Source organism: Aedoeadaptatus ivorii, assembly GCF_030815095.1.
Lineage (GTDB): Bacteria > Bacillota > Clostridia > Tissierellales > Peptoniphilaceae > Aedoeadaptatus > Aedoeadaptatus ivorii.
The window spans coordinates 67,410-85,963 of the sequence record NZ_JAUSWF010000005.1 but is presented as its reverse complement, the minus strand read 5'-3'; the positions used below and the strand labels follow the sequence as shown (position 1 = coordinate 85,963).

22 protein-coding genes are annotated in these 18,554 nt (G+C 57.4%); 5 read left to right on the top strand and 17 right to left on the bottom strand.

Going from position 1 to position 18,554, the window contains the following annotated elements; genetic code table 11:
* Window positions 1-212: 212 nt before the first annotated feature.
* Together QO008_RS04725 and QO008_RS04720 are read right to left on the bottom strand one after the other, a co-directional pair.
* Window positions 213-1,052 carry a YjjW family glycine radical enzyme activase gene (locus tag QO008_RS04725; RefSeq protein WP_307384794.1) on the bottom strand — a complete coding sequence of 280 codons (840 nt, stop codon included), beginning with the start codon at window positions 1,050-1,052 and terminating at the stop codon, window positions 213-215.
* Window positions 1,052-2,587: a YjjI family glycine radical enzyme gene (locus QO008_RS04720; protein WP_307384791.1), complete on the bottom strand. Its 1,536-nt coding sequence runs from the start codon at window positions 2,585-2,587 to the stop codon at window positions 1,052-1,054. Before QO008_RS04720 ends, QO008_RS04725 begins: the two co-directional genes overlap by 1 nt.
* A gap of 100 nt (window positions 2,588-2,687) precedes the next feature.
* Here QO008_RS04720 and QO008_RS04715 point away from each other — a divergent pair, with 100 nt between their 5' ends.
* Complete coding sequence (locus QO008_RS04715; RefSeq protein ID WP_164715152.1) at window positions 2,688-3,308, top strand: Crp/Fnr family transcriptional regulator; 621 nt, start codon at window positions 2,688-2,690, stop codon at window positions 3,306-3,308.
* On the opposite strand, the gene QO008_RS04710 is transcribed toward QO008_RS04715, so the two are convergent.
* The 4 genes from QO008_RS04710 to proC all read right to left on the bottom strand — a co-directional run bounded on the left by QO008_RS04710 (window position 3,226) and on the right by proC (window position 6,904).
* Window positions 3,226-3,978, bottom strand: a complete 753-nt coding sequence (locus QO008_RS04710; protein WP_126464551.1) for a YwaF family protein — start codon at window positions 3,976-3,978, stop codon at window positions 3,226-3,228. The genes QO008_RS04715 and QO008_RS04710 overlap by 83 nt on opposite strands.
* 132 nt (window positions 3,979-4,110) lie before the next feature.
* The gene (locus QO008_RS04705; RefSeq protein ID WP_307384787.1) at window positions 4,111-5,475 is read right to left on the bottom strand and encodes an MATE family efflux transporter; all 1,365 of its coding nucleotides are present in this window, start codon (window positions 5,473-5,475) and stop codon (window positions 4,111-4,113) included.
* 22 nt (window positions 5,476-5,497) lie between these two features.
* Window positions 5,498-6,070, bottom strand: a complete 573-nt coding sequence (locus QO008_RS04700) for a DJ-1/PfpI family protein (protein ID WP_126464549.1) — start codon at window positions 6,068-6,070, stop codon at window positions 5,498-5,500.
* Between the two features lie 75 nt (window positions 6,071-6,145).
* Window positions 6,146-6,904: a pyrroline-5-carboxylate reductase gene (proC, locus tag QO008_RS04695; protein WP_126464548.1), complete on the bottom strand. Its 759-nt coding sequence runs from the start codon at window positions 6,902-6,904 to the stop codon at window positions 6,146-6,148.
* Between the two features lie 71 nt (window positions 6,905-6,975).
* On the opposite strand from proC, the gene QO008_RS04690 reads away from it, so the two are divergent.
* From QO008_RS04690 to QO008_RS04680, 3 genes are read left to right on the top strand one after another with little or no spacing between them, the layout of a single operon-like run.
* Window positions 6,976-7,548 (top strand): chromate transporter, encoded by a 573-nt coding sequence (locus tag QO008_RS04690; RefSeq protein ID WP_126464547.1) that lies wholly within the window; start codon window positions 6,976-6,978, stop codon window positions 7,546-7,548.
* The gene (locus QO008_RS04685) at window positions 7,541-8,560 is read left to right on the top strand and encodes a PTS transporter subunit IIC (RefSeq protein ID WP_307384782.1); all 1,020 of its coding nucleotides are present in this window, start codon (window positions 7,541-7,543) and stop codon (window positions 8,558-8,560) included. The genes QO008_RS04690 and QO008_RS04685 overlap by 8 nt, the downstream gene beginning before the upstream one ends.
* A 9-nt stretch (window positions 8,561-8,569) precedes the next feature.
* On the top strand, window positions 8,570-9,127 hold the full coding sequence (locus QO008_RS04680; RefSeq protein ID WP_307384780.1) for a chromate transporter: 558 nt from the start codon (window positions 8,570-8,572) through the stop codon (window positions 9,125-9,127).
* 83 nt (window positions 9,128-9,210) lie between these two features.
* On the opposite strand, the gene QO008_RS04675 is transcribed toward QO008_RS04680, so the two are convergent.
* From QO008_RS04675 to QO008_RS04625, 11 genes are all read right to left on the bottom strand, one after another.
* Window positions 9,211-9,762 carry a PepSY domain-containing protein gene (locus QO008_RS04675; RefSeq protein ID WP_307384778.1) on the bottom strand — a complete coding sequence of 184 codons (552 nt, stop codon included), beginning with the start codon at window positions 9,760-9,762 and terminating at the stop codon, window positions 9,211-9,213.
* Window positions 9,763-9,807: 45 nt separating this feature from the next.
* A complete protein-coding gene (ypfJ, locus tag QO008_RS04670; protein WP_126464543.1) occupies window positions 9,808-10,659 on the bottom strand; it encodes a KPN_02809 family neutral zinc metallopeptidase in 852 nt (283 codons plus the stop codon).
* Window positions 10,660-10,779: 120 nt separating this feature from the next.
* Window positions 10,780-11,607: a deoxyribonuclease IV gene (locus QO008_RS04665; RefSeq protein ID WP_307384776.1), complete on the bottom strand. Its 828-nt coding sequence runs from the start codon at window positions 11,605-11,607 to the stop codon at window positions 10,780-10,782.
* Window positions 11,608-11,769: 162 nt separating this feature from the next.
* Complete coding sequence (gene cutA / locus QO008_RS04660) at window positions 11,770-12,081, bottom strand: divalent cation tolerance protein CutA (protein ID WP_126464541.1); 312 nt, start codon at window positions 12,079-12,081, stop codon at window positions 11,770-11,772.
* Window positions 12,078-12,857, bottom strand: coding sequence for a hypothetical protein (locus QO008_RS04655; RefSeq protein ID WP_307384774.1), 780 nt, complete (start codon window positions 12,855-12,857; stop codon window positions 12,078-12,080). Before QO008_RS04655 ends, cutA begins: the two co-directional genes overlap by 4 nt.
* A gap of 102 nt (window positions 12,858-12,959) precedes the next feature.
* Window positions 12,960-13,859 (bottom strand): DMT family transporter, encoded by a 900-nt coding sequence (locus tag QO008_RS04650; RefSeq protein ID WP_164715150.1) that lies wholly within the window; start codon window positions 13,857-13,859, stop codon window positions 12,960-12,962.
* Window positions 13,849-14,610 (bottom strand): 5'/3'-nucleotidase SurE, encoded by a 762-nt coding sequence (gene surE, locus QO008_RS04645; protein WP_126464538.1) that lies wholly within the window; start codon window positions 14,608-14,610, stop codon window positions 13,849-13,851. The genes QO008_RS04650 and surE overlap by 11 nt, the downstream gene beginning before the upstream one ends.
* A gap of 10 nt (window positions 14,611-14,620) precedes the next feature.
* Complete coding sequence (locus tag QO008_RS04640; RefSeq protein ID WP_126464537.1) at window positions 14,621-15,409, bottom strand: MBL fold metallo-hydrolase; 789 nt, start codon at window positions 15,407-15,409, stop codon at window positions 14,621-14,623.
* A 59-nt stretch (window positions 15,410-15,468) separates the two neighbouring features.
* Window positions 15,469-16,275 carry a metal ABC transporter permease gene (locus QO008_RS04635; RefSeq protein ID WP_126464536.1) on the bottom strand — a complete coding sequence of 269 codons (807 nt, stop codon included), beginning with the start codon at window positions 16,273-16,275 and terminating at the stop codon, window positions 15,469-15,471.
* The gene (locus tag QO008_RS04630; RefSeq protein WP_126464535.1) at window positions 16,275-16,934 is read right to left on the bottom strand and encodes a metal ABC transporter ATP-binding protein; all 660 of its coding nucleotides are present in this window, start codon (window positions 16,932-16,934) and stop codon (window positions 16,275-16,277) included. Before QO008_RS04630 ends, QO008_RS04635 begins: the two co-directional genes overlap by 1 nt.
* Window positions 16,931-17,944: a metal ABC transporter substrate-binding protein gene (locus QO008_RS04625; RefSeq protein WP_307384773.1), complete on the bottom strand. Its 1,014-nt coding sequence runs from the start codon at window positions 17,942-17,944 to the stop codon at window positions 16,931-16,933. The genes QO008_RS04630 and QO008_RS04625 overlap by 4 nt, the downstream gene beginning before the upstream one ends.
* A gap of 166 nt (window positions 17,945-18,110) precedes the next feature.
* On the opposite strand from QO008_RS04625, the gene QO008_RS04620 reads away from it, so the two are divergent.
* Complete coding sequence (locus QO008_RS04620) at window positions 18,111-18,521, top strand: Fur family transcriptional regulator (protein WP_232006478.1); 411 nt, start codon at window positions 18,111-18,113, stop codon at window positions 18,519-18,521.
* Window positions 18,522-18,554: the final 33 nt, after the last annotated feature.

Sequence of the window (18,554 nt, the reverse complement as noted above, 5' to 3'; positions counted from 1 at the left end):
ATCTTTGCAGCTTTTGTCCTTTAGCACCTTCCCCTATAGGGAGTATACCCCCCCGTGCAAATTTTGCAAATGACAATAGGTTCATACTTTTATTTTTTCGGTTACAAATCGAGTACAACGCGAAAATAACGGAGTCGGTGAACATTTTGAAAGCGGAAGTCTACTTTCCTAAAAACAGCACACAAAAAGGCGGATCCGAAAATCCACCTTTGTTATATATCGATGACCGCGCGAAAACCCAAGTCCTCGGCGCAGTGGATCAGTTGCTCTTTTTCTTTGCGCCCTACGCCGGCGAGATGCGCGGCATTGTTTGCCCGCACGCCGAAGGGCCGGTAGTCGATGAGTTTGATGGCGACGTTTTGGATTTTTTCGCCCAGGATGTCGGCGATGCCGCGAATGGTCTTTTCGTGGTCGCGCCCCTCTAAGAGCACGAGCCGCACTTCGAGGAGTTTGTCGATGGATGCGAGATAGGCGAGGTTCGCCTTCACCACGGCGTTGTCCCGGCCGGTAAGGGCCACATGTTCCGCCGCATCCCATGCCTTGATGTCGAGCATAACGCCGTCGGAGATCTCGATCAATTTTTGTATCGTCCCGCGGGAAAAGTCGATGCCGCCGTTGGAGTCCAACAGCGCCGTCAGGCCCCGCGCGTGCACCCCTTCGAAGAGGGGAATCAGGGCCTCGGCCTGTAGGGTACATTCCCCGCCGCTTACGGTGATGCCCTGTATAAAGGGGCGGGCGTCGTCGATTTCTTTCAGTAGCGCCTCGGTCTCCATATACTTCAGCTTGGGCGATGCGCCGTGGGGGCAGGCGGCGACGCAGCGGTCGCAGTCGATGCACAGGCTCTCGTCCCAAGCCACGCGCCCCGCCTCGGTGCGGGAAAGGGCGCCGGCGGGGCAGAGGTCCACGCAGTGGCCGCATTGCACGCAGCGGCCGATGGTCTCGGGATTGTGGCAATACTGGCAGTTGAAGTTACAGCCCTGGAGGAAGATCGCAAAGCGGTTGCCGGGGCCGTCGACGACGCTCATGGGAATGAGTCGATTGACGACGAGCATTATACGCCCTCGACCTGCCGCTTGTTCACGCCGTATTCGGTCAGGGGATCCAGCGCGAACTGCACGGTGTCGTAATGCACCGCTTCGCCCCGGCGGAAGGCCTCGACATCGCTCTTTTTGACGAGGTATCCGGTGACGCGAATCAAGTCGCCGTCTTCGTTGTAGGCGCTCACATAGCGGTTCCCCAGGCGGAAGGCGCCCTTAAAGATGTCGAGCACCGCGCCGGGATTTTTCTTGGCGGTGGAATCGAAGGGATAGTGATCGCCCACGCCGGAGGGGAAGTATTTCTGGAACTTGGCGGCCTGGCGCAGGTGGGTATAGAGATCGGGTTCTTTGCCGATCTGAATGCGGTGGGCGGCAGTGGTGCCCAGGTCCCCCGCGGCGCCTACTTGGGCGTGGAGCATAAACTTGTGGTTCCACACCGGCGAGTAGCGGGAGGTAAAGGCGCCGACCCGTTCCTCTACATAGTCCATAACGCGAATTCCCATGGCATCGGCCGCCTCGTCGGTGCCGAAGGTGCCCGGAATCTCGTCATAGCCCAAGAGAGTCTGCACGCATTCGTGCAAGCCCACAATGCCGAAGAGGCCGACGAAGTTGTCGACGTCGATCAGGTCTTCTTTGACCATAAAGTTGGCGCGGAAAAAGGCCGTTTCCTCCACCAAATAGGTGATCTTCGCCTCCATAAAGCGGAGCATGGTGTCGATGGCGAAGGGCAGGGTCTTTTCGAAAAATGTTTCGGTGGAACCCGCCGCTTCGGCGATCTTGTTGAGCCGCAGGCGGCTTAGGGTAAAGGCGCCGCCGTGTTTGGGAAGCGCGTTATAGCAGGACGCGATGCCGTAGTCCACATCGCCGAAGTCCTTCTTATAGTAGGCGTCGTTGGCGAAGGCCGGGTTGGCGCAGACCAAGCTCGCCGCCACGGCGCGTTCGGCAAAGGCATCGGGGGTCACCGCCTCGTCATAGAGGAAGGTGAGGTTCGGGGTGGGGTTTTGCAGTTCGCCCACCAAGTCGATAATCATGCGGCCGGTCTCGGTCTCCTCGGGGCCGATATTGGCGTGGCAAAAGGAGTCGGTGACGGTGCGGTCGATCTGGAGCAAAAAGTTTTTGAGGATCGAACGCGCCGTGTCGGGATCCGTATCTTTGACAAAGGGCTCGAGGAGCGCATCCAATGCGCCGATATAGACCGGGAATCGAGTGATGCTCGGCACGTGGTGGTAGAGCACCAATAGCGCGGTGGTGGCATCCAAGAGCGTTTCGGGCGGATCGATGCGCAAAAAGGCGCTCCCCTCCCGTAAGTATTTTTCATAGTCGGGCAAGATATAGCGGGGCGCATAGGGGGCATGGCCCTCGTCGAGATCGCAGATCTGGCCGCTCTCGTACAGGGCGTAGAAGGCGTCGTCTTCCGCCACGGGGTAATCCACGACGTTTTCGGCGATCTTCGCCAATCGGTAGGTCTGTTGTTCGTAGGTTTGGGCGTCGTCTTGTTGTACGTTACGCACCGCCTCGACGATGCTATCTACGGTCTTGAATCGTTCCATATGTCGTCCCTCCTGTATTCTCATAGACTTCCTATTAACTTCAGTGTATACTCTTCTCGAAGAAAAAAAGATGCCATTTGGCACCTTTAGGGAGGAGAATATGGATTTTTCTGCATTATTTGACGCGCTCAGCGATCGCGCCGCCACGGTATTCGAAGAGGGAGAGATTTTGCTCTTTCCCGAAAGCCGCGCGTCCTCGATTTTAGTTGTGGCAGAGGGCACGGTAGAAATCTCGCGCTACGACCGCGACGGAAGGCGCCTGTTACAGAGCATTCTCGCCGCGCCCCAATGCCTGGGGCTGATCGAAAGCCTGGCAAAGACCGAGATCCTATCGGGCGTGCGGGCGCTTACCGCCGGGCGATACTACGCCGTCGACGCGCGCGATGCCGTGTTTCGGGACCCGGCGGTGCTCGCGCTCTTGCTGCGCTACCTCGCCGCGCTCCACGTGCAGGAGATGGAGCGGCGGGCGTCGGAGAAGAACCTTTCGCCGGAGGATCTCCTCCTATACACCTTTTACCGCGCCGCCGAGCCGCCCTTTCCCTTCACCTTTCCCTTTACCCGCGCGGATCTCGCGGATCTGACGGGCCTTTCGCTTAGGAGCCTGTACCGCCACCTCGGCGCGCTGGAACGGGAGGGCTTTATTTCCCGAAGCGGAGGACGGATTCAAATAGACGCGCCGTCCTATCGCCGAATCGCCCGGAGGCTCGGGGAAGTTCTGTAAGGCGCTCTAAGAGGTGCATATACAAGCGGCTGCCGAATTCGAACAGCAGGCGGCACAAAATGAGCACCGCCGGCACGTAGATCAGATCGCTCATATCGCCCACCACCGGCTTGTAGCGCAGATAGAAGTAGTTGCCGTCGATCAGCGGATTTAAGAAGTACACGAAGACAAAATAGCCCAAAAAGACTTTATAGGCAAAGGCGATGTCCTCCTTTTTCAGCGTCTCGCCGCCTGCGATATAGGCATAGAGCGGAAAGAGGAGATTCACCGCGTGGCTCAAGAAAAAGCTCCAGCCGATGGGGTGCACCACGCCGTAGACCCGAGACGGGTAGACGAAACTCAAAAAGGCGAAGAGCCCGTAGACCGCCGCGAGCACATAACAGGTGCGGTTTTCGGTGGCGATCCATGCGAGGATCATCAGGCTCGCCAAGCGGCAGATATGCAGCGGCAGCGCCTCGCCCAGGGTGAAGTCGAAAAAGACCGCATAGGACGTATAGAGCACCGTCTGCTGAAACACGATCACCGCAGCGAGCACCAAATCCGCCCGGCGCCGGTTTTGGCGAATCGCGTCGCGATAATAGACCATCAAAAACAACACGAGAAAGAAGCCGCCCAAATAGAGCATATGATCCGCCCCCAAAAGCGGAACGTATTCCCCGAATTTTACCATTCTATACACCTCCTGTGGTATATTCTTATCCTAACAGCCGCATTTCAAATGGCCGTAGAAACGGTGTAAAATTCTGGTTATGGTCGAAATATCCATTGGTGCGACAAAAAAGCCTCCCGCGGGAGGCTTTTTTTATTGCGATTCTTGCTGCAAATCCGAGGGCAAATCCTTTCGCCAGGCGCCCCGATAGTAGTACCAAAGGGTGAGGAGAAAGGTAAAGATCCAGCTGATGGGATAGCTGTAATAGATGACCTCGATATTTTGAAAGATCGGCATGGCGAGTAGGATCCAGCCGATCCGCACGATAAACATGCCGATCAGGGTGATGATCATAATGGGAATCGCCGCGCCGCTTCCCCGCACGGCGCCCGAAAAGACTTCGGTGGCGCCGAAGAGGATATAGGCGGGGGCGAGGATGCGGATCATCTCGGCCCCGTAGTCGATGACCTTGGGATCGCCGTTAAAGATCGCCATCAAGGGCTCGCGGAACAGGAACAAGAGGATCGAGATCCCCGCCACAAAGGCGAGGCAGAGCGCCATGGCGGTCTGTATGCCGCGCTTCAACCGCTCAGATTTGCGCGCGCCGATGTTTTGCCCCACAAAGGTCGTCATCGCCAGGGCAAAGGCTTCGAGCGAGGTAAACAAAAACCCGTCGATCCGTCCGCTGGCGGCGACGCCGGCGATGGCATCGGCGCCGAAGACGTTGATTTCCGATTGGATGATGACATTGGAAAGGGAGATCAGCCCCGCCGATATGCTCGCCGGCAGCCCTATGGAAAAGGTGCGCATCAGTGCGTCTTTGTGAAAGCGGATGCGCTTGATGCGCAAACGGTAGATGTCGGTGGTTTCCAAGAGACTGATGGTAACCAACACCCCCGAGATCGACTGGGCGAGTGCCGTCGCGATCCCCGCCCCCACGGCGCCCATGTGAAATACGCCGACGAAGAGGAGGTCCAAGGCGATGTTCGCCCCCGCCGATACGGCGAGGAAGTTAAAGGGGCGCACGCTGTCGCCGACGCTCCTTAAGATCGCCGAACCCATATTGTAGACCATGACGGGCATGAGCCCCATAAATAGGATCCGCATATAGGCTACGGCCGGGGCCATAATGTTTTGGGGGGTGGAGATCCACCGCAAAAACTGCGGCGTCAGCCACACCGTAAGCACCGTCAGCACCAGGCCGCCGAATACGGCGATGGCGTAGTTGGTCTCGACGATGCGGGAAAGGGCGTGGTGGTCTTTGGCGCCGTAGTACTGGGCGACCAGCACCGACGCCCCGGTGGAAAGCCCGATAAACAGCGCGATGACGAGGACCGCGATGGGCCCCGCCGCCCCGATGGCCGCCATGTCGATCTCGCCGGCAAATCGGCCGACGATCAACAGGTCCACCGTGTTATACAGCTGCTGCAGCAGTGCGGACAGCAAGAGCGGCATTGTAAAGGATAACAGTCTCTTCCAAATTATACCTTTTGTCAGATCTACATTTTCCCGATTCATGCGCCCTCACTTTCCCCGCGGTTTACTCCGCTTCTTTTCTGTACGCCACGACCTTGTCGTAGAGTGTATCCTTTTTTACGTCTTCCACTTTTTTCTCGTCCAATGCCCGAATAATGGCAAAGGCCATCTCCTGGGCAAAGGCCGGCCCGGGCCCGGTGATGATGTCGCCTTCTACGACGATTTCCGCGGCCGCTTTCGGCTTTTTCGAGAGGTCTTTTTCCATGCCGGGGTAGATGACAAAGCCCTCGTCTTCGACCATACCGTAGCGATCCAAAAGCGCCGGTGCCGCACAGAGCGCGGCGATTAGCGCGTCGTGGTCCTTGGCTTTTTTAACGAACTTTTCGACGTCCTCGTCTTCTTTAAGGGCCTCGACCCCCGGGCCGCCGGGCAGATAGACGGCGTCGAATTTCTTCGGCTTCGCCTCCCACAACAGCTTATCGCATTGGATGCGCAGGCCGTGGGCCCCTTCGATCTTCATGGACTCGCCTACCGCGAGCAGTTGCACCTCGATGCCGGCGCGGACCAAATAGTCCGATACGACGACGACTTCCGCTTCTTCGAATTCTTCTCCGACGATAACCGCTACTTTCGACATACTATCCTCCTATGCCTTTCTATTCAGAAACTATGCAGAAACATTCGAAGTCCTCCACGGGACATTAGTCGGTATTTACCCCAAATTTTTATTTTTATCGACGGTTTTTCGGATTGCCTCGGCCAGGGTATAGCGCATCCCCCGGGACTCCAAAAACAAAAGCCCCTCGAGGGTGGTGCCGCCGGGCGAAGTGACCGCGTCTTTGATGGCGCCGGGGTGCAGGCCGCTTTTGTCCATCAGGGTACAGCTGCCGGCCACGGCGGTGCGGGCGATCTCGTAGGCGGCGTTCCGCTTCATGCCGCAGGCCACCGCGCCGTCGGAAAAGGCCTCAATCATGGCGGCGACAAAGGCGGGCATGGAACCCGCGAGGGCCGATACGATGTCCAGATCGTCTTCGGTGGTATGAATCACCTTCCCCGCCGGTGCGAGGAGCGCTTCAAATTCCGCCGCTTCTTCTGCGTCCATCGCATAGCCCGGCGTATAGGCGACGACCCCCGCCCCCACGGCGATGGGCGTATTGGGGAGAATGCGGATGATCTTTCGCCCGGGCGCCATTTCCGAAAGGCGCGCCAGGGAAACCCCCGCCGCCATCGAGACGAGGACGGCATCTTCTGTGGCGGGAAGAATCTCCGCCACCACTGCGGGGATCATCGGGGGCTTTACGCCGAGAAAGACGATCTCGCCCCGCGCCGCCGCTTCGGCATTGTCCCGACTCTGATAGCTCTCTATGTCCTTTTGGTGGGGACAACCCACATACAGATTGTGTCCCGCCCCGTGAAACAGATCGTAAAACGCCCGGCCCATATTGCCGAGCCCGATGATAGAAATATCCATCGCATCCCTCTCTTTTCCTCTGCTTGAAGCCGATTTCTCCTTACAGTATACTATGAAGCGGGAGGAAAAACATGGAACGAAAAGTTTCCCTCGTGAAATTATTTCTCACTTTTTTGAAGATCAATACCTTTACATTCGGCGGCGGCTATACCATCGTCCCCATTATACGGGACGAGTTCGTCGAAAAGCAAAAGCTGATCCCCGACGACGAGATGCTCGATCTGGTCGCCCTCGCCCAGTCGGGCCCCGGCGCCATGGCGATTTCCACCTCGCTCCTTACGGGGTATCGGCTGCGCGGTGCGGCGGGCGCTTTTGTCTGTCTGTTGGCGAGCGTAACGCCCTGTCTGGTGATTATCCTCACGATCAATATGGCTTACGCCCGCTTTCGCTCGAATTTTTATGTAAACGCCGCCCTGGTGGGGATCAGCGGCGTAATTTCCGCCGTGCTCTTGTTGACCACCTGGAATTTGGGAAAGAAGGCGCTCGAGACCGATCGCCTCTTTTCCTGCGGGATGATCGCCCTGGCCTTGGGGTTGGGGCTTTTCACCGATGTAAATACGGCGCTCGTCATTTTGATGATGGGCTTTGCCGGCATTTTCTTGACGAAATACGAATCGTCTCGGGAAAGGAATCGCGATGAATGACTTTTTAGAGAGAAAAAAGGTGCACCCGAATCTGCGCACCTACGGCATCGACGCCCTGGGCGCCATGGCCTACGGGCTGTTTGCCACCCTGTTGATCGGCACCATATTGAACACCATCGGCACACGCCTCGGCATTCCCTTTTTGACGGACTTTCTATGGCCCGTGGCGCAGCAGGCCACCGGCCCCGCCATCGCCATCTCCATCGCCTACGCGCTGGATGCGCCGCCTTTGGTGCTGTTCGCATCGGCGGTGGTGGGCGCGGGCAGCTACGAGATCGGCGGTCCCGTGGCGGTCTATCTCGCCGCCATCGTCTGCGCGGAATGCGGCAAGCTGATCAGCAAAGAGACCAAGGTCGACATCTTGCTCACCCCGGCGGTGACGGTACTTACGGGCCTATTGGTGGCGAAGGCGGTGGGCCCTTCGATTCAATGGTTTATGGAGACGGTGGGCGAACTCATTATGGCCGCCACCGCCCAGCAGCCGCTCTTGATGGGGATTTTGGTCTCGACCATTGTCGGCATCGCGCTCACCCTTCCCATCTCCAGCGCCGCGATCTGCATTATGCTCTCGTTGGCGGGCCTCGCCGGCGGCGCGGCGACGGTGGGTTGCTCCGCCCAAATGATCGGCTTTGCGGTGATCTCGTTTCGGGACAACGGCTTTGACGGCTTCTTCGCCCAGGGCCTGGGTACCAGTATGCTACAGATGCCGAATATCGTAAAAAATCCCCGCATTTGGATTCCTCCGACCCTCGCGGGCGCGTTGACCTCTCCCCTTTCCACGGTGGTCTTTCGGCTGGAAAACACGCCGCTAGGCAGCGGCATGGGCACCAGCGGCCTGGTGGGGCAGATCGCCACATTCCAGGCGATGCAAGGCCGCATGGAAACCCTGCCTCTTTTGGCGGCGGTGGTGTTGGTGCATATTCTTCTGCCCGCTGTGCTGAGCTATCTCTTCTACCGCCTCCTCTACAAAAAGGGGTGGATCCAAGACGGGGATATGAAACTCGAGATCTAGGAGGTGCCCGTGCTCTTACTGAAACTCTATGTCCAATTCCTAAAGATCGGCGCCTTTTCCTTCGGCGGCGGTTACGCCACCCTCCCGCTGATTCAGCAGTATATCGTGGAGCAGGAGGGTTGGATCACCATGACCCAATTTACCGACCTCATCACCATCAGCCAAATGACGCCGGGGCCCATCGCCATCAACTCCGCCACCTTTGTGGGCGCCCAGGTGGCGGGGCCGGCGGGTTCGGTGGTGGCAACCCTGGGAGCGGTAACACCACAAACGCTGCTGATGACGGTGCTGGGCTATTTTCTCTTTACGAAGAAGCGGCACTTTAAGCTCATGGATATGCTGCTGCGGGGCATTAAGCCGGGCATTGTGGGATTGATCATTATCGCGGCGCTCCAGATGTCGAAAAACGCCTTTTTCCCCGAAGGCGGCGGCTTGGAGCCGGTGGCCCTCGTCACCTTTGTGATCGGCGGCATCCTCTACTACAAAAAGGCCGATCTGATCCGGCTGATCGGCCTGGGGGCGGCCATCGGCATTGCGCTGAAACTGCTGATGTCCTTTGTCCCATAATCCTATCGCATCCGCCTGCGGGCGGATTTTTTTGTGTAGAAATGCAACAAAAAAACCGGCGCTTCGGCCGGTCGAAAGAGTATTTAGGAATCGGATAGGATCGCCAGGCTTTCGGCGTCCATCTTGAGATCGTCCGCTTCCTCGAATTCCATCTCGTAGACGGTCTTTTCGCCTTCCCGATGCAATTCAAAGCCCTCGAAAGACGCCTCGGGCCGCTCCTCTTGGGCGCGCTCGACGGCTTCTTTCCACTCGGCGAGGGGCCCCACGTCGAGGACGGGCGCTTCGGCCGCATCCCCCTCGCGTCCCTTTTCCTTGGAGACGATCTTGGTTCCGGTGGCGGGCATTTCGATCGATACCTCTTTTTCGCCCATCACGCCCTCTACGACAAAACGACCGGTATCGGCTTCGTACTCGATCTCGGTGATCTGCCCCTGGGGAAATTCGCTGAGGAAGGTCTCGGCTACATCCATCAAAGACTTTTCCGCATCGGAGGGGTTAAAGCCTTCCGATTGCCTTCCCGTCTCTTTTTCGGCGCCGGTCGGCGCGTTTGGGGAATCTGCCCCTTCCGTGGCGGCCCGGGGACCGCAGGCGACGAGCAGGGCGCTCAGCGCCAATAGGGGTAGCAATTTCTTCATAGGGTCCTCCTCACTCTCGTTCGGTATGCGTGTATAGGATCGAATTTACTGCAGGCCCAGGGCGGAGAATGTGTTCCAGTCGGAGAGATCCCCCGCATTCCATCCCCGCTTATACCACTCGGTGCGCTGTTCGGCGGTGCCGTGGGTAAAGGAGTCGGGCACCACATAGCCCTGCGCCCGTTTCTGCAGGGTATCGTCGCCGACGGCAATGGTGGCGGAGATCGCCTCTTCGATGTCGCCCGGGTCCAAATAGCCCGCCTCTTGTTGGTGCCGCGCCACCACCCCGGCGAGATAGTCCGCCTGGAGTTCCAGCGCCACGCTCCAGCGATTGGCGTCTTCTTTCGAGACACGCTGCTGAATGTTCTGCACCTGACTCATCACGCCCAATTCCCGCTGCACGTGGTGGCCCACCTCGTGGGCGATGACATAGGCAAAGGCGTAGTCGCCCCGGGCGCCGAGCTTACGGGTCAGGTCGTCGTAAAAGGACAGATCCAGATACACCGATTGGTCGGCGGGACAGTAAAAGGGACCGGTCTGCGCCGAGGCGTAGCCGCAACCGCTCTGTACCGCGCCGGTAAATATATTCATCTGCGGCGGATGGTACTCCTGCCCGTGCTCCTGAAACTGCTCGGTCCAAATGTCTTCGGTGTCGGCGAGGACCACCGAGGCGAATTCATAGAGCGTATCCTCGGTGCTCGCCTGTTGGCGCGTCTGCGCCGGCGGGCTTGTCGTCTCTGTGCCGGGATTCACGTCGAATCCCCCGCCGCCCAACAGGCGCAGGAGCAAGAGGATCAGAATCCCCCCGATGCCCAGACCGCCCACGGGGAAGCGACCGCCGCCTCCGCCGCCGCGCATATCGTTAATATTGGAACTTCCCCTACGTCCTTGAAATTTCATCGGGGCCCCCCTTTCTTCGGCAAATCGCGTGCGCACAGTGCGCCGCGCGCAATTCTCGCTATAGCATAGTCTGTACCCGTTTTCCCCTATTTCTATGCCGAAAGGGTCGATTCCTTTCCCTTACCCTTCGCCCAAAGCGCGTCGGAGCGCTCGAATCTCTTTGGCGTGGTCTGCGCCTTCGCCCGGCGTCTCGAGGACGATGGGCAGATGCGAAAATGCCTCATAGCCGACAAAGCGCGCCAAGACCTCCGTCCCTATATGCCCCGCGCCGATGGGGGCGTGGCGGTCCTTTTTCGAAGCCAAGGGCGTAAGCGAATCGTTTAAGTGGATGCCGCGCACCCGCGAAAGTCCCACCGTCTCTTCGATCGCCGCCGCCACCGCTTCGGGTCGGGCGAGGTCGTAGCCCGCGCTGTATAGGTGGCAGCTGTCCAAGACCACGTGCAGATGCGGATCGCCCACGGCCGAGAGTATGGCGGCGATCTCCTCCAGTCGGCCGCCCACCTCGCTTCCCTTTCCGCTCATGGTCTCCAGACAAATCGTCCCCGCGCCGAAGTCCTCGCGCAGGCGATCCAGGGCGCGCACGATGCGGAGGATCCCCGTCTCTATGCCGTCGCCGGTATGGGCGCCGGGGTGAAAGACGTAGATCGTATCGGCGGGGTAGGCCTGAAGCCGTGCCAGGTCATCGGCCAAAAGCGCCTCGCTGCGGGCGCGCACCCCCTCGTCTTTCGACGCGAGATTCATGGTATAGGCGCCGTGCAGAAAGAGCGGGCCGAATCCCTTTCGCACCGCCTCAAAGCGGCGAATGTCGTCGAGATCCAACGCCTTTGCCCGCGAACCTCGGGGGTTTCTCGTAAAACACTGCATGGCGCTCGCCCCGAAGGACGTCGCCTCCTCCATGGCGCGGACAAGTCCCCGAGACGCCGAAATATGATAGCCGATGGCGCGCATATTGCCTCCTATAAAAACCACATAATGATGATAATGATACATACAATAATTCCGATCATAATTTCGCCTCACTTTATATAGAGTGTAGCGAATTTCGGGACGAAAAAAGTGCCCTGCGGCACTTCTCTCTTCGAATTTGGATGTTTCTTAAATTTCCCCTTATTACAAGAGGGGGATGTAGTTGACGACGGGCACTTCGTAGGGGTGGATGCGGTCGATAATGCGCTGCACCTCTTCCAGATCCTCTTCGCGAATGCGAAACTCCACCTTGGCTTCTTCTTTGGTCTGTACCTTGCCCACTTCGCCGTCGTAGGGGTCGGCCCCTTCCAAGGGGCGCCAGTGTCCTTGCACGCGGCTTACGGAAAAGGTGTAGTCGTAACAATCTTCTTTCAAGATGCCCGCTTCGTTCAAGTCGTTGGCGAGTTCCACCACAAAAGCCTCGGGCATCAGGATTTCTACCTTGATATACTTCATAGCTGCTCCGCCTCCTCGATTCGATCGGGATCGGCCACCAACAGGCGGAAGGCGCCGCGTTCGGTCATTTCGCGAATGAGGTCGATCCATACCACATAGTAGATCATGCCGGTAACGATCACGACGATCAGGTTCATAATCGCCTTTGCAGGCTGTGCGACAAAGACTTCGGGGGCGAGAATGCTGGAGAGGCCGACGATTCCGCCGATGACGCCGCTCAGAATCGCCGCGATCAACACGCGTCCGAAGATCAGGCCCTTATAGCCCTTGGAGGTCTCCCAGGTCTTTTTGATCGAACCCCATACTTCCATTTCGCCGTGCACCTGGATCAAGCCCGCCACGACGCCGAAGGGGATCATGGCGATAGTAAATACGATGCCGGGGACGAGGAAGAGGACCAGGCCGATAAGGGACAGAATGTTTTTAAGAATCAGTGCGAGAACGGTCTTGGGGGCCTCCCCGTTGAAGAAATAGAAGATGTCCGCAAATTCCACCTGCGTATCGTAGACCTTATTGCGGTAGATGGCGAGAAAGATCCCCAAACTCACCATGTCGAGGACGAGATTGACGACAAACTGCGTCAAAAGCGCGGGGATCATGCCGGTGATCATAGAGGGATCGAACTGAAATCCCCCGGCGAAGTCCGCCGGATCGATAGCGGCCGTCAAGCCCAGACCCCCCAGATCCAAAACGGCAGTGATGATTCCCGATAAAACCACGTAGGCGAGAATCACTTTCCACATTTCTTTGAATATATCTTGCGTTGATTTTTGCATAATAACCCCTTTTTTGCGATTGCGTTCCGTCGGATTCTGTTCGTACTTTTTGCACATATACCCGATTTTTTTATATTTTACGCGATTTCTACAAAAACGTTCCTATTTTTTTGCTGCCCGCCGCTTTAGGGTCGGCAGCACCTGGGCAAAAAATTGCCCCACGAGGATGAGCACGCAGCCCAGAATCTTTTTCGGATAGAATACCTCGCCGGCAAAGACATAGGCGGCAAAGGTACCAAAGAGCGATTCGGAGCTGATGATCAGCGCGCTTTTATCGGGCGGGGCGTAGCGCTGGGCGTAGTTCTGCAAGAGGTAGGCGATGGCGGTATTTAAGACGACGATATAGGTCAGTCCCCCTACGGCGCGAAGGGTTACGGGTCCCGTAAATACGGGCCTTTTCATAAAAAACCACAGCGCCAAAGAGATCGCGCCCGCCACGATGAGTTGGATGACGGTAAACTGTACCGCATTATCGATATGCGGCATATAGCGGTCGATCCGCAGAATCTGCACCGCAAAGAGCAGCGACATAATAAAGGTGAGTACGTCGCCCCGGTTCAGGTGAAAATTCGGTCCCACGGTCAAAAAACCCACGCCCGCCACGGTAAAGAGCGCGGCCAAGGCGATATGTCGCCCCGGTACCACGCGGCGGAATACAAAGCGCAATAGGGGTACGGTGACCACATAACTTACGATGATAAAGGTCTGATTGGCCGGCGTGGTGTACTGGAGTCCCACCATCTGAAAGGCGGTGGCAATGCCCAGCAGGAGACCGAGCTCTATGCCCCCGATCCACGTGATCCGATCCGGCCGCTTGCGGGCCGCGGGAACGGCGAGGAGTAGGAGCAATGCGCCCAAAAAAAAGCGAATGACCATGACCGGGTAGGGAGAGAAGCTCTCTATGGAAAACTTCGCGGCGACGAAGCTTCCGCCCCAGATCATGGCCAGCGCCCACAACATCAGTTCTGCCTGCGTCGTTGGATCGATGGTTTTACGCTTCATCGAACCAACTCTTGAGCCGCAATATTTGATGCGGATCCGCCATCCCGTAGACCAAGGGGGTGAGGGTGGCATAATTGCGTTCCAAATAATAGCGGTCGGTGCCGGCGGCGTGGTCGGTCTTGGCGCGACCCCGCAGGGATAATCGACGTACGCCCTCCACTTCTTCTTCGAAATAGTAGTCATAGGCGTTGTCGCCGATCTCCGCGACCTGGATCCCCTTAATTTCTTCGTAGGGCAAATAGGGCACATTGATATTTAAGACCATAGGTTCGGGATAGTGCATAAAGGCGTCCTCCACCTTATCGAAGATCTCCTTGGCGATCTTTGCGGCCGCGTCGTACCTAGCGTCCCCTTCTACCCAGCGGGCGCTGACGGCGACCGAGGGAATCCCCAAAAGTGAGCCTTCCAGCGCCGCACTGACGGTGCCGGAATAGATGATGTCCATGCCGGCGTTGTAGCCCAGATTGCAGCCCGAAAAAATCACATCAGGCCGTTCGGGCACGATCTTGTCGACCCCCGCCCGCACGCAGTCCGCCGGCGTGCCGGATACGCTATACGCTTTGGATTGTACGCCTTCGAGTTCGACTTCTTTTACCACCAGCGCGCGGTTGATGGTGATGGCGTGGCTCTGGCCGGAGTGTTCGGTTTCCGGGGCGACAACGATCACGTCGTGGTCCTTCTCGAGCACCTTGGCGAGCGCCCGGATCCCCGGAGCAAAATAGCCGTCGTCGTTGGTGAGTAATATCTTCATGACTTCTCCTTTACAATTCGATACAGCGGCAGGGCACCTTGGGGGTCGCCACCTGAAGCATAAAATCGACGCCTTCGTAGACCGAGTTTTCGGCGAGGGCCTCCCGGGCGGAACGCGCCGCCAACAGCGGCAGATTGTTCTCGCCGGACAGATGGGCGAGAACCACGTGCTCGCCCTTTTTTTCTAAGAGCCCCGACAAGAGCTCGGCGCAGTGGTCGTTGGACAAGTGCCCCCGGGTAGAGGCGATCCGCTCTTTTAACACGCGAGGGTAGGGCCCGTTTCGAAGCATTTCGGTATCGTGATTGCTCTCCAAATAATACAGATCGCTGCCGCGCATCTTCTCGAGCATATCGGTATTTACCCAGCCGGTGTCGGTAAGATGCGAGATCTTCTTGTTCCCCGCCGAGACCACAAAGCCGCAGCCTTCCGCCGCGTCGTGGAACAGAGGCATGGGATAGACCGAAAGGTCCCCGTAAAAGAAGGGCTTTCGGCTCTCGAACACCGCGCGTTTCTTTTCGTCGATGTGTTTTACGGTCTTTTCCATGGCGAGCCAGGTATTTTCGTTGGCAAAGACCTCGAGATGGTATCTGCGCGCCAAAATCCCCACGCCCTTGACATGGTCGTTGTGTTCGTGGGTGACGAAGATCGCATCTAAAGTGGCGGGATCGACCCCGATGGCACGCAGATTGTTTTCGATGGCTTTGCCGCTTAGGCCGCCGTCTATGAGTATTTTCTTTTCTTTGGTTTCTATATATTGGCAGTTTCCGCTACTGCCGCTGGCCAATGAACAAAACTTCATATTTTCCTCCGATGTCTATTATAACAGAAGAAAAACAGTATACTTACCCCCGCGGCGGATTATACGATGTTTTTAGCGGCGGGCGCAAGGAGCAGCAAAATTAAGGTCGCGACCCCCAAGAGCACGATGCTGCCCCCGGGCTTTAGGCCGAATGCATAGGATAGGATCAGCCCCGCTTCGGTAAAGAGGACGCCGAAGATCGTCGAGGCGATATGGGTCTTTTTGTAGCTGAGCTTAAGCTGCAGCGCACAGGATACGGGGAGCACCAAAAGCGACGAAATGATCAGCACCCCGACAGTGCGTGCCGAGATCGCCACGGTAAGGCCCGTCAATACGACGAAGAGGCCGCTTAAAAAATCCGTGGGAATGCCCGCCAGGCGCGCCCCCACCGGATCGAAGGACAGGTACAGGAGCTTTTCATAGCCGAAGTACAAAAAAGCGAGTACCGCCAGGGCGACGGCGAGGATCATATAAAACTCGAAATCGCCGATGGCGACGATGGTGCCGAAGAGAAAGGACTCGAAATTCGCCCCGCCCCGCACAAATCCCGATAGAAGCGAAGCGAGCCCCACCCCGGCGCTCATCAAAATCGCCGTGGCGATCTCGCCGTAAGAGGGAAATCGGCGCCGAATCCACTCCATCGAAAAGGCGGCGAAGACGCAGGTGAGGATCGCCCCCGCCACGGGGTTAAAACCCAAGAGCAGCCCCAGCATGACCCCGGCGAGGGAAACGTGGCTGAGGGCATCTCCGATCATAGAGAGCCGCCGGTTGACGATCACCACGCCCATAGAGGGAATCACCAAGGAGAGGGCGAGCCCGATCAAAAGCGCGCGACGCATATATTCGTATTGTAAGATGTCCGCCATCAGTTCCCCCTCTTTTCTATGCGCCCGTCCTCGAGGACGTAGATGTCGTCGACGGCGCCCTCGATCAGATGCAGTTCGTGGGTGATCATAAGAATGGTGATTTCGTGGTCCCGGTGCAGGTGTAAGAGGAGCTCGAAAAGGGACGCCCGCGCTTCGTGGTCGATCCCCGTAGTGGGCTCGTCGAGCAACAACACCTTCGGGAGCGAAATCAGCGCCTTGGCGATCAACACCCGCTGGCGCTGGCCGCCGGATAGCGCCCCGTATAGGCGTTCGCCGAAACCCTCGAGTCCCACCAAACTCAGCGCGTCGTCTCTACGGCGGCGCCGCTCCGCGCGGGAAAGCTTCTCGCCGTAGTTGCCCAAATCGATCAGCTCCGCCACCGTAATAGGAAAGTCGTAGGCGGTCACCGTAAGCTGGGGCACATAGCTGACCTCCGAAAAATCCGCCTCCTCGCGCACCGGCTCGCCCAAAAAGCGGATCTCGCCGGCATCCGGCGTCTCGATCCCCAACAAGAGGCGCACAAAAGTAGACTTGCCGGCGCCGTTTGCGCCGATCAATACGAGAAAATCTCCCTGATTGACAGAGAGATTTGCCCCGCGAAGCACCACATTTTTCCCGTAGGAAAAATGCAGGTCTTCGATTTCGTAAATGTGTTTCATCGCAATCCGTTCTCCAATGCATCGAGATTCTTCTGCATTCGGTCGATATAGCTGCTGTCGGATTTGTATTCCATCGGATCCAACTCCACGACTTTCACGTCGTCCCCCGCCTCTTTGGCGACGGCCTTGGCGATATTGTCGTTCTTTTCGGGCTCGGTAAACACCGTCTTGATGCCCTTTTCGCGCATATGATCTACGATTTCTTTCATCGCCTTGGGATCCGGCTCCCCTTCGGAGTTGATGCCCTCGATGGGAATCTGCTTCAAATCATAGGCGGCGGCGAGATAGCCGTAGGCCTCGTGGCTGACCACCATTTCCCGTTGGGGAATGTCTTTCAGGCCCTTCTGCAGCGCTTCGTCCATGCGTTGTAATTTTTCTTCTAAGCGTTTGTAGTTGCCCTCATAGGTCTCGGCGCCGTCGGGATCCTTTTGTTTGAGCGTCCGGGTGATGTTTTTCGCCATCACCAGCGCGTTTTCGGGCGCCATCCAAACGTGGGGATCCTTGCCGCCGTGATCGTGTTCGTGTTCCGCCGCGTCGTGGCCGTGCGCGTCGGCGTCGTGTTCGCGGGCGTCTTCCCCGTCGTGGTCGTGGTGATGGCCGCCGGCGAGGAGTTCAATTCCCTCCGAAGCCTCGGCCACCGCTACGGTATCGGGAAGCTGGTCGATTAAGGTGTCGGTCCAGGATTCCAATCCCGCTCCATTGTAGAGGAAGACGTCGGCTTCGTTTAATGTATTTATATCCTTCGGCGTCGGTTCAAAACCATGGGTTCCCTCGCCCTCGGGAATCAGGCAGTGCACCTCGGCGCGCTCGCCCGCAATTTCTCGCGCCAAATCCTCCAGAATAAAGGTCGAAGTGACGACCCGGAGCCCTTCCGCCTTTTTGTCCGCGCTGTTTTCTACCGTCGCAGTCTCTTTCGGCGCTTCGGCATCGGCATTTTTGCCCGCACCCGCCGCACAGCCCGCGAGCAGCAAACAGGACATGCCAATCGCGATCCATTGTTTCATTCTCATATAGCCTCCTTTAATAGAAATCATTACTACTTAATGAGCAGTATATCAGAAACCCCCGCGTTTCGATAGTTTTTTGAGAAAATCCACTTATTTCACATAAGATAACTTTCTTTTTCCGATTAAATCGATTAATATAAATATATGCGAAACAGATTTGAGGTGTAAAGTGAAAGAAATTCTACGACAACGCGGATTGAAGGCGACGCGCGGCCGCCTGCAGGTTCTGAAGCTGATGCAGCGATCCAATCGCCCCATGAGCGCATCGGAGGTATACGCCGCGATCTCGGATACCGCCTGCTCTTCTCTGTCTACGGTCTACCGCATCTTAAACCAGCTCACGGAAGTGGGGCTGTTGGAGGCGAGTATGCACAAGGACGAGGTTACTTATTACGAATACAAGACCGAAGTACACAACCACTATATCGTATGCTCCGAATGCGGCAAATTTACGCCCATTCGCGACTGTCCCCTGGACGCCTTGGACACGCATATCGTCGCCTCCACCGGCTACGATATCACCGGCCACCTGTTCCAGTTGCAGGGCATCTGCCCCGACTGCCAGAAGGCGAATCCATAATGTCCGTCTTTCGGGAACCATGACGATCCGGCT

Excerpts from the sequence above, each read along its gene's own strand:
- QO008_RS04725 (WP_307384794.1), bottom strand. The coding sequence starts at position 1,052 with ATGCTCGTCGTCAATCGACTCATTCCCATGAGCGTCGTCGACGGCCCC.
- QO008_RS04720 (WP_307384791.1), bottom strand. The coding sequence starts at position 2,587 with ATGGAACGATTCAAGACCGTAGATAGCATCGTCGAGGCGGTGCGTAAC.
- QO008_RS04715 (WP_164715152.1), top strand. The coding sequence starts at position 2,688 with ATGGATTTTTCTGCATTATTTGACGCGCTCAGCGATCGCGCCGCCACG.
- QO008_RS04710 (WP_126464551.1), bottom strand. The coding sequence starts at position 3,978 with ATGGTAAAATTCGGGGAATACGTTCCGCTTTTGGGGGCGGATCATATG.
- QO008_RS04705 (WP_307384787.1), bottom strand. The coding sequence starts at position 5,475 with ATGAATCGGGAAAATGTAGATCTGACAAAAGGTATAATTTGGAAGAGA.
- QO008_RS04700 (WP_126464549.1), bottom strand. The coding sequence starts at position 6,070 with ATGTCGAAAGTAGCGGTTATCGTCGGAGAAGAATTCGAAGAAGCGGAA.
- proC (WP_126464548.1), bottom strand. The coding sequence starts at position 6,904 with ATGGATATTTCTATCATCGGGCTCGGCAATATGGGCCGGGCGTTTTAC.
- QO008_RS04690 (WP_126464547.1), top strand. The coding sequence starts at position 6,976 with ATGGAACGAAAAGTTTCCCTCGTGAAATTATTTCTCACTTTTTTGAAG.
- QO008_RS04685 (WP_307384782.1), top strand. The coding sequence starts at position 7,541 with ATGAATGACTTTTTAGAGAGAAAAAAGGTGCACCCGAATCTGCGCACC.
- QO008_RS04675 (WP_307384778.1), bottom strand. The coding sequence starts at position 9,762 with ATGAAGAAATTGCTACCCCTATTGGCGCTGAGCGCCCTGCTCGTCGCC.
- ypfJ (WP_126464543.1), bottom strand. The coding sequence starts at position 10,659 with ATGAAATTTCAAGGACGTAGGGGAAGTTCCAATATTAACGATATGCGC.
- QO008_RS04665 (WP_307384776.1), bottom strand. The coding sequence starts at position 11,607 with ATGCGCGCCATCGGCTATCATATTTCGGCGTCTCGGGGACTTGTCCGC.
- cutA (WP_126464541.1), bottom strand. The coding sequence starts at position 12,081 with ATGAAGTATATCAAGGTAGAAATCCTGATGCCCGAGGCTTTTGTGGTG.
- QO008_RS04655 (WP_307384774.1), bottom strand. The coding sequence starts at position 12,857 with ATGCAAAAATCAACGCAAGATATATTCAAAGAAATGTGGAAAGTGATT.
- QO008_RS04650 (WP_164715150.1), bottom strand. The coding sequence starts at position 13,859 with ATGAAGCGTAAAACCATCGATCCAACGACGCAGGCAGAACTGATGTTG.
- surE (WP_126464538.1), bottom strand. The coding sequence starts at position 14,610 with ATGAAGATATTACTCACCAACGACGACGGCTATTTTGCTCCGGGGATC.
- QO008_RS04640 (WP_126464537.1), bottom strand. The coding sequence starts at position 15,409 with ATGAAGTTTTGTTCATTGGCCAGCGGCAGTAGCGGAAACTGCCAATAT.
- QO008_RS04635 (WP_126464536.1), bottom strand. The coding sequence starts at position 16,275 with ATGGCGGACATCTTACAATACGAATATATGCGTCGCGCGCTTTTGATC.
- QO008_RS04630 (WP_126464535.1), bottom strand. The coding sequence starts at position 16,934 with ATGAAACACATTTACGAAATCGAAGACCTGCATTTTTCCTACGGGAAA.
- QO008_RS04625 (WP_307384773.1), bottom strand. The coding sequence starts at position 17,944 with ATGAGAATGAAACAATGGATCGCGATTGGCATGTCCTGTTTGCTGCTC.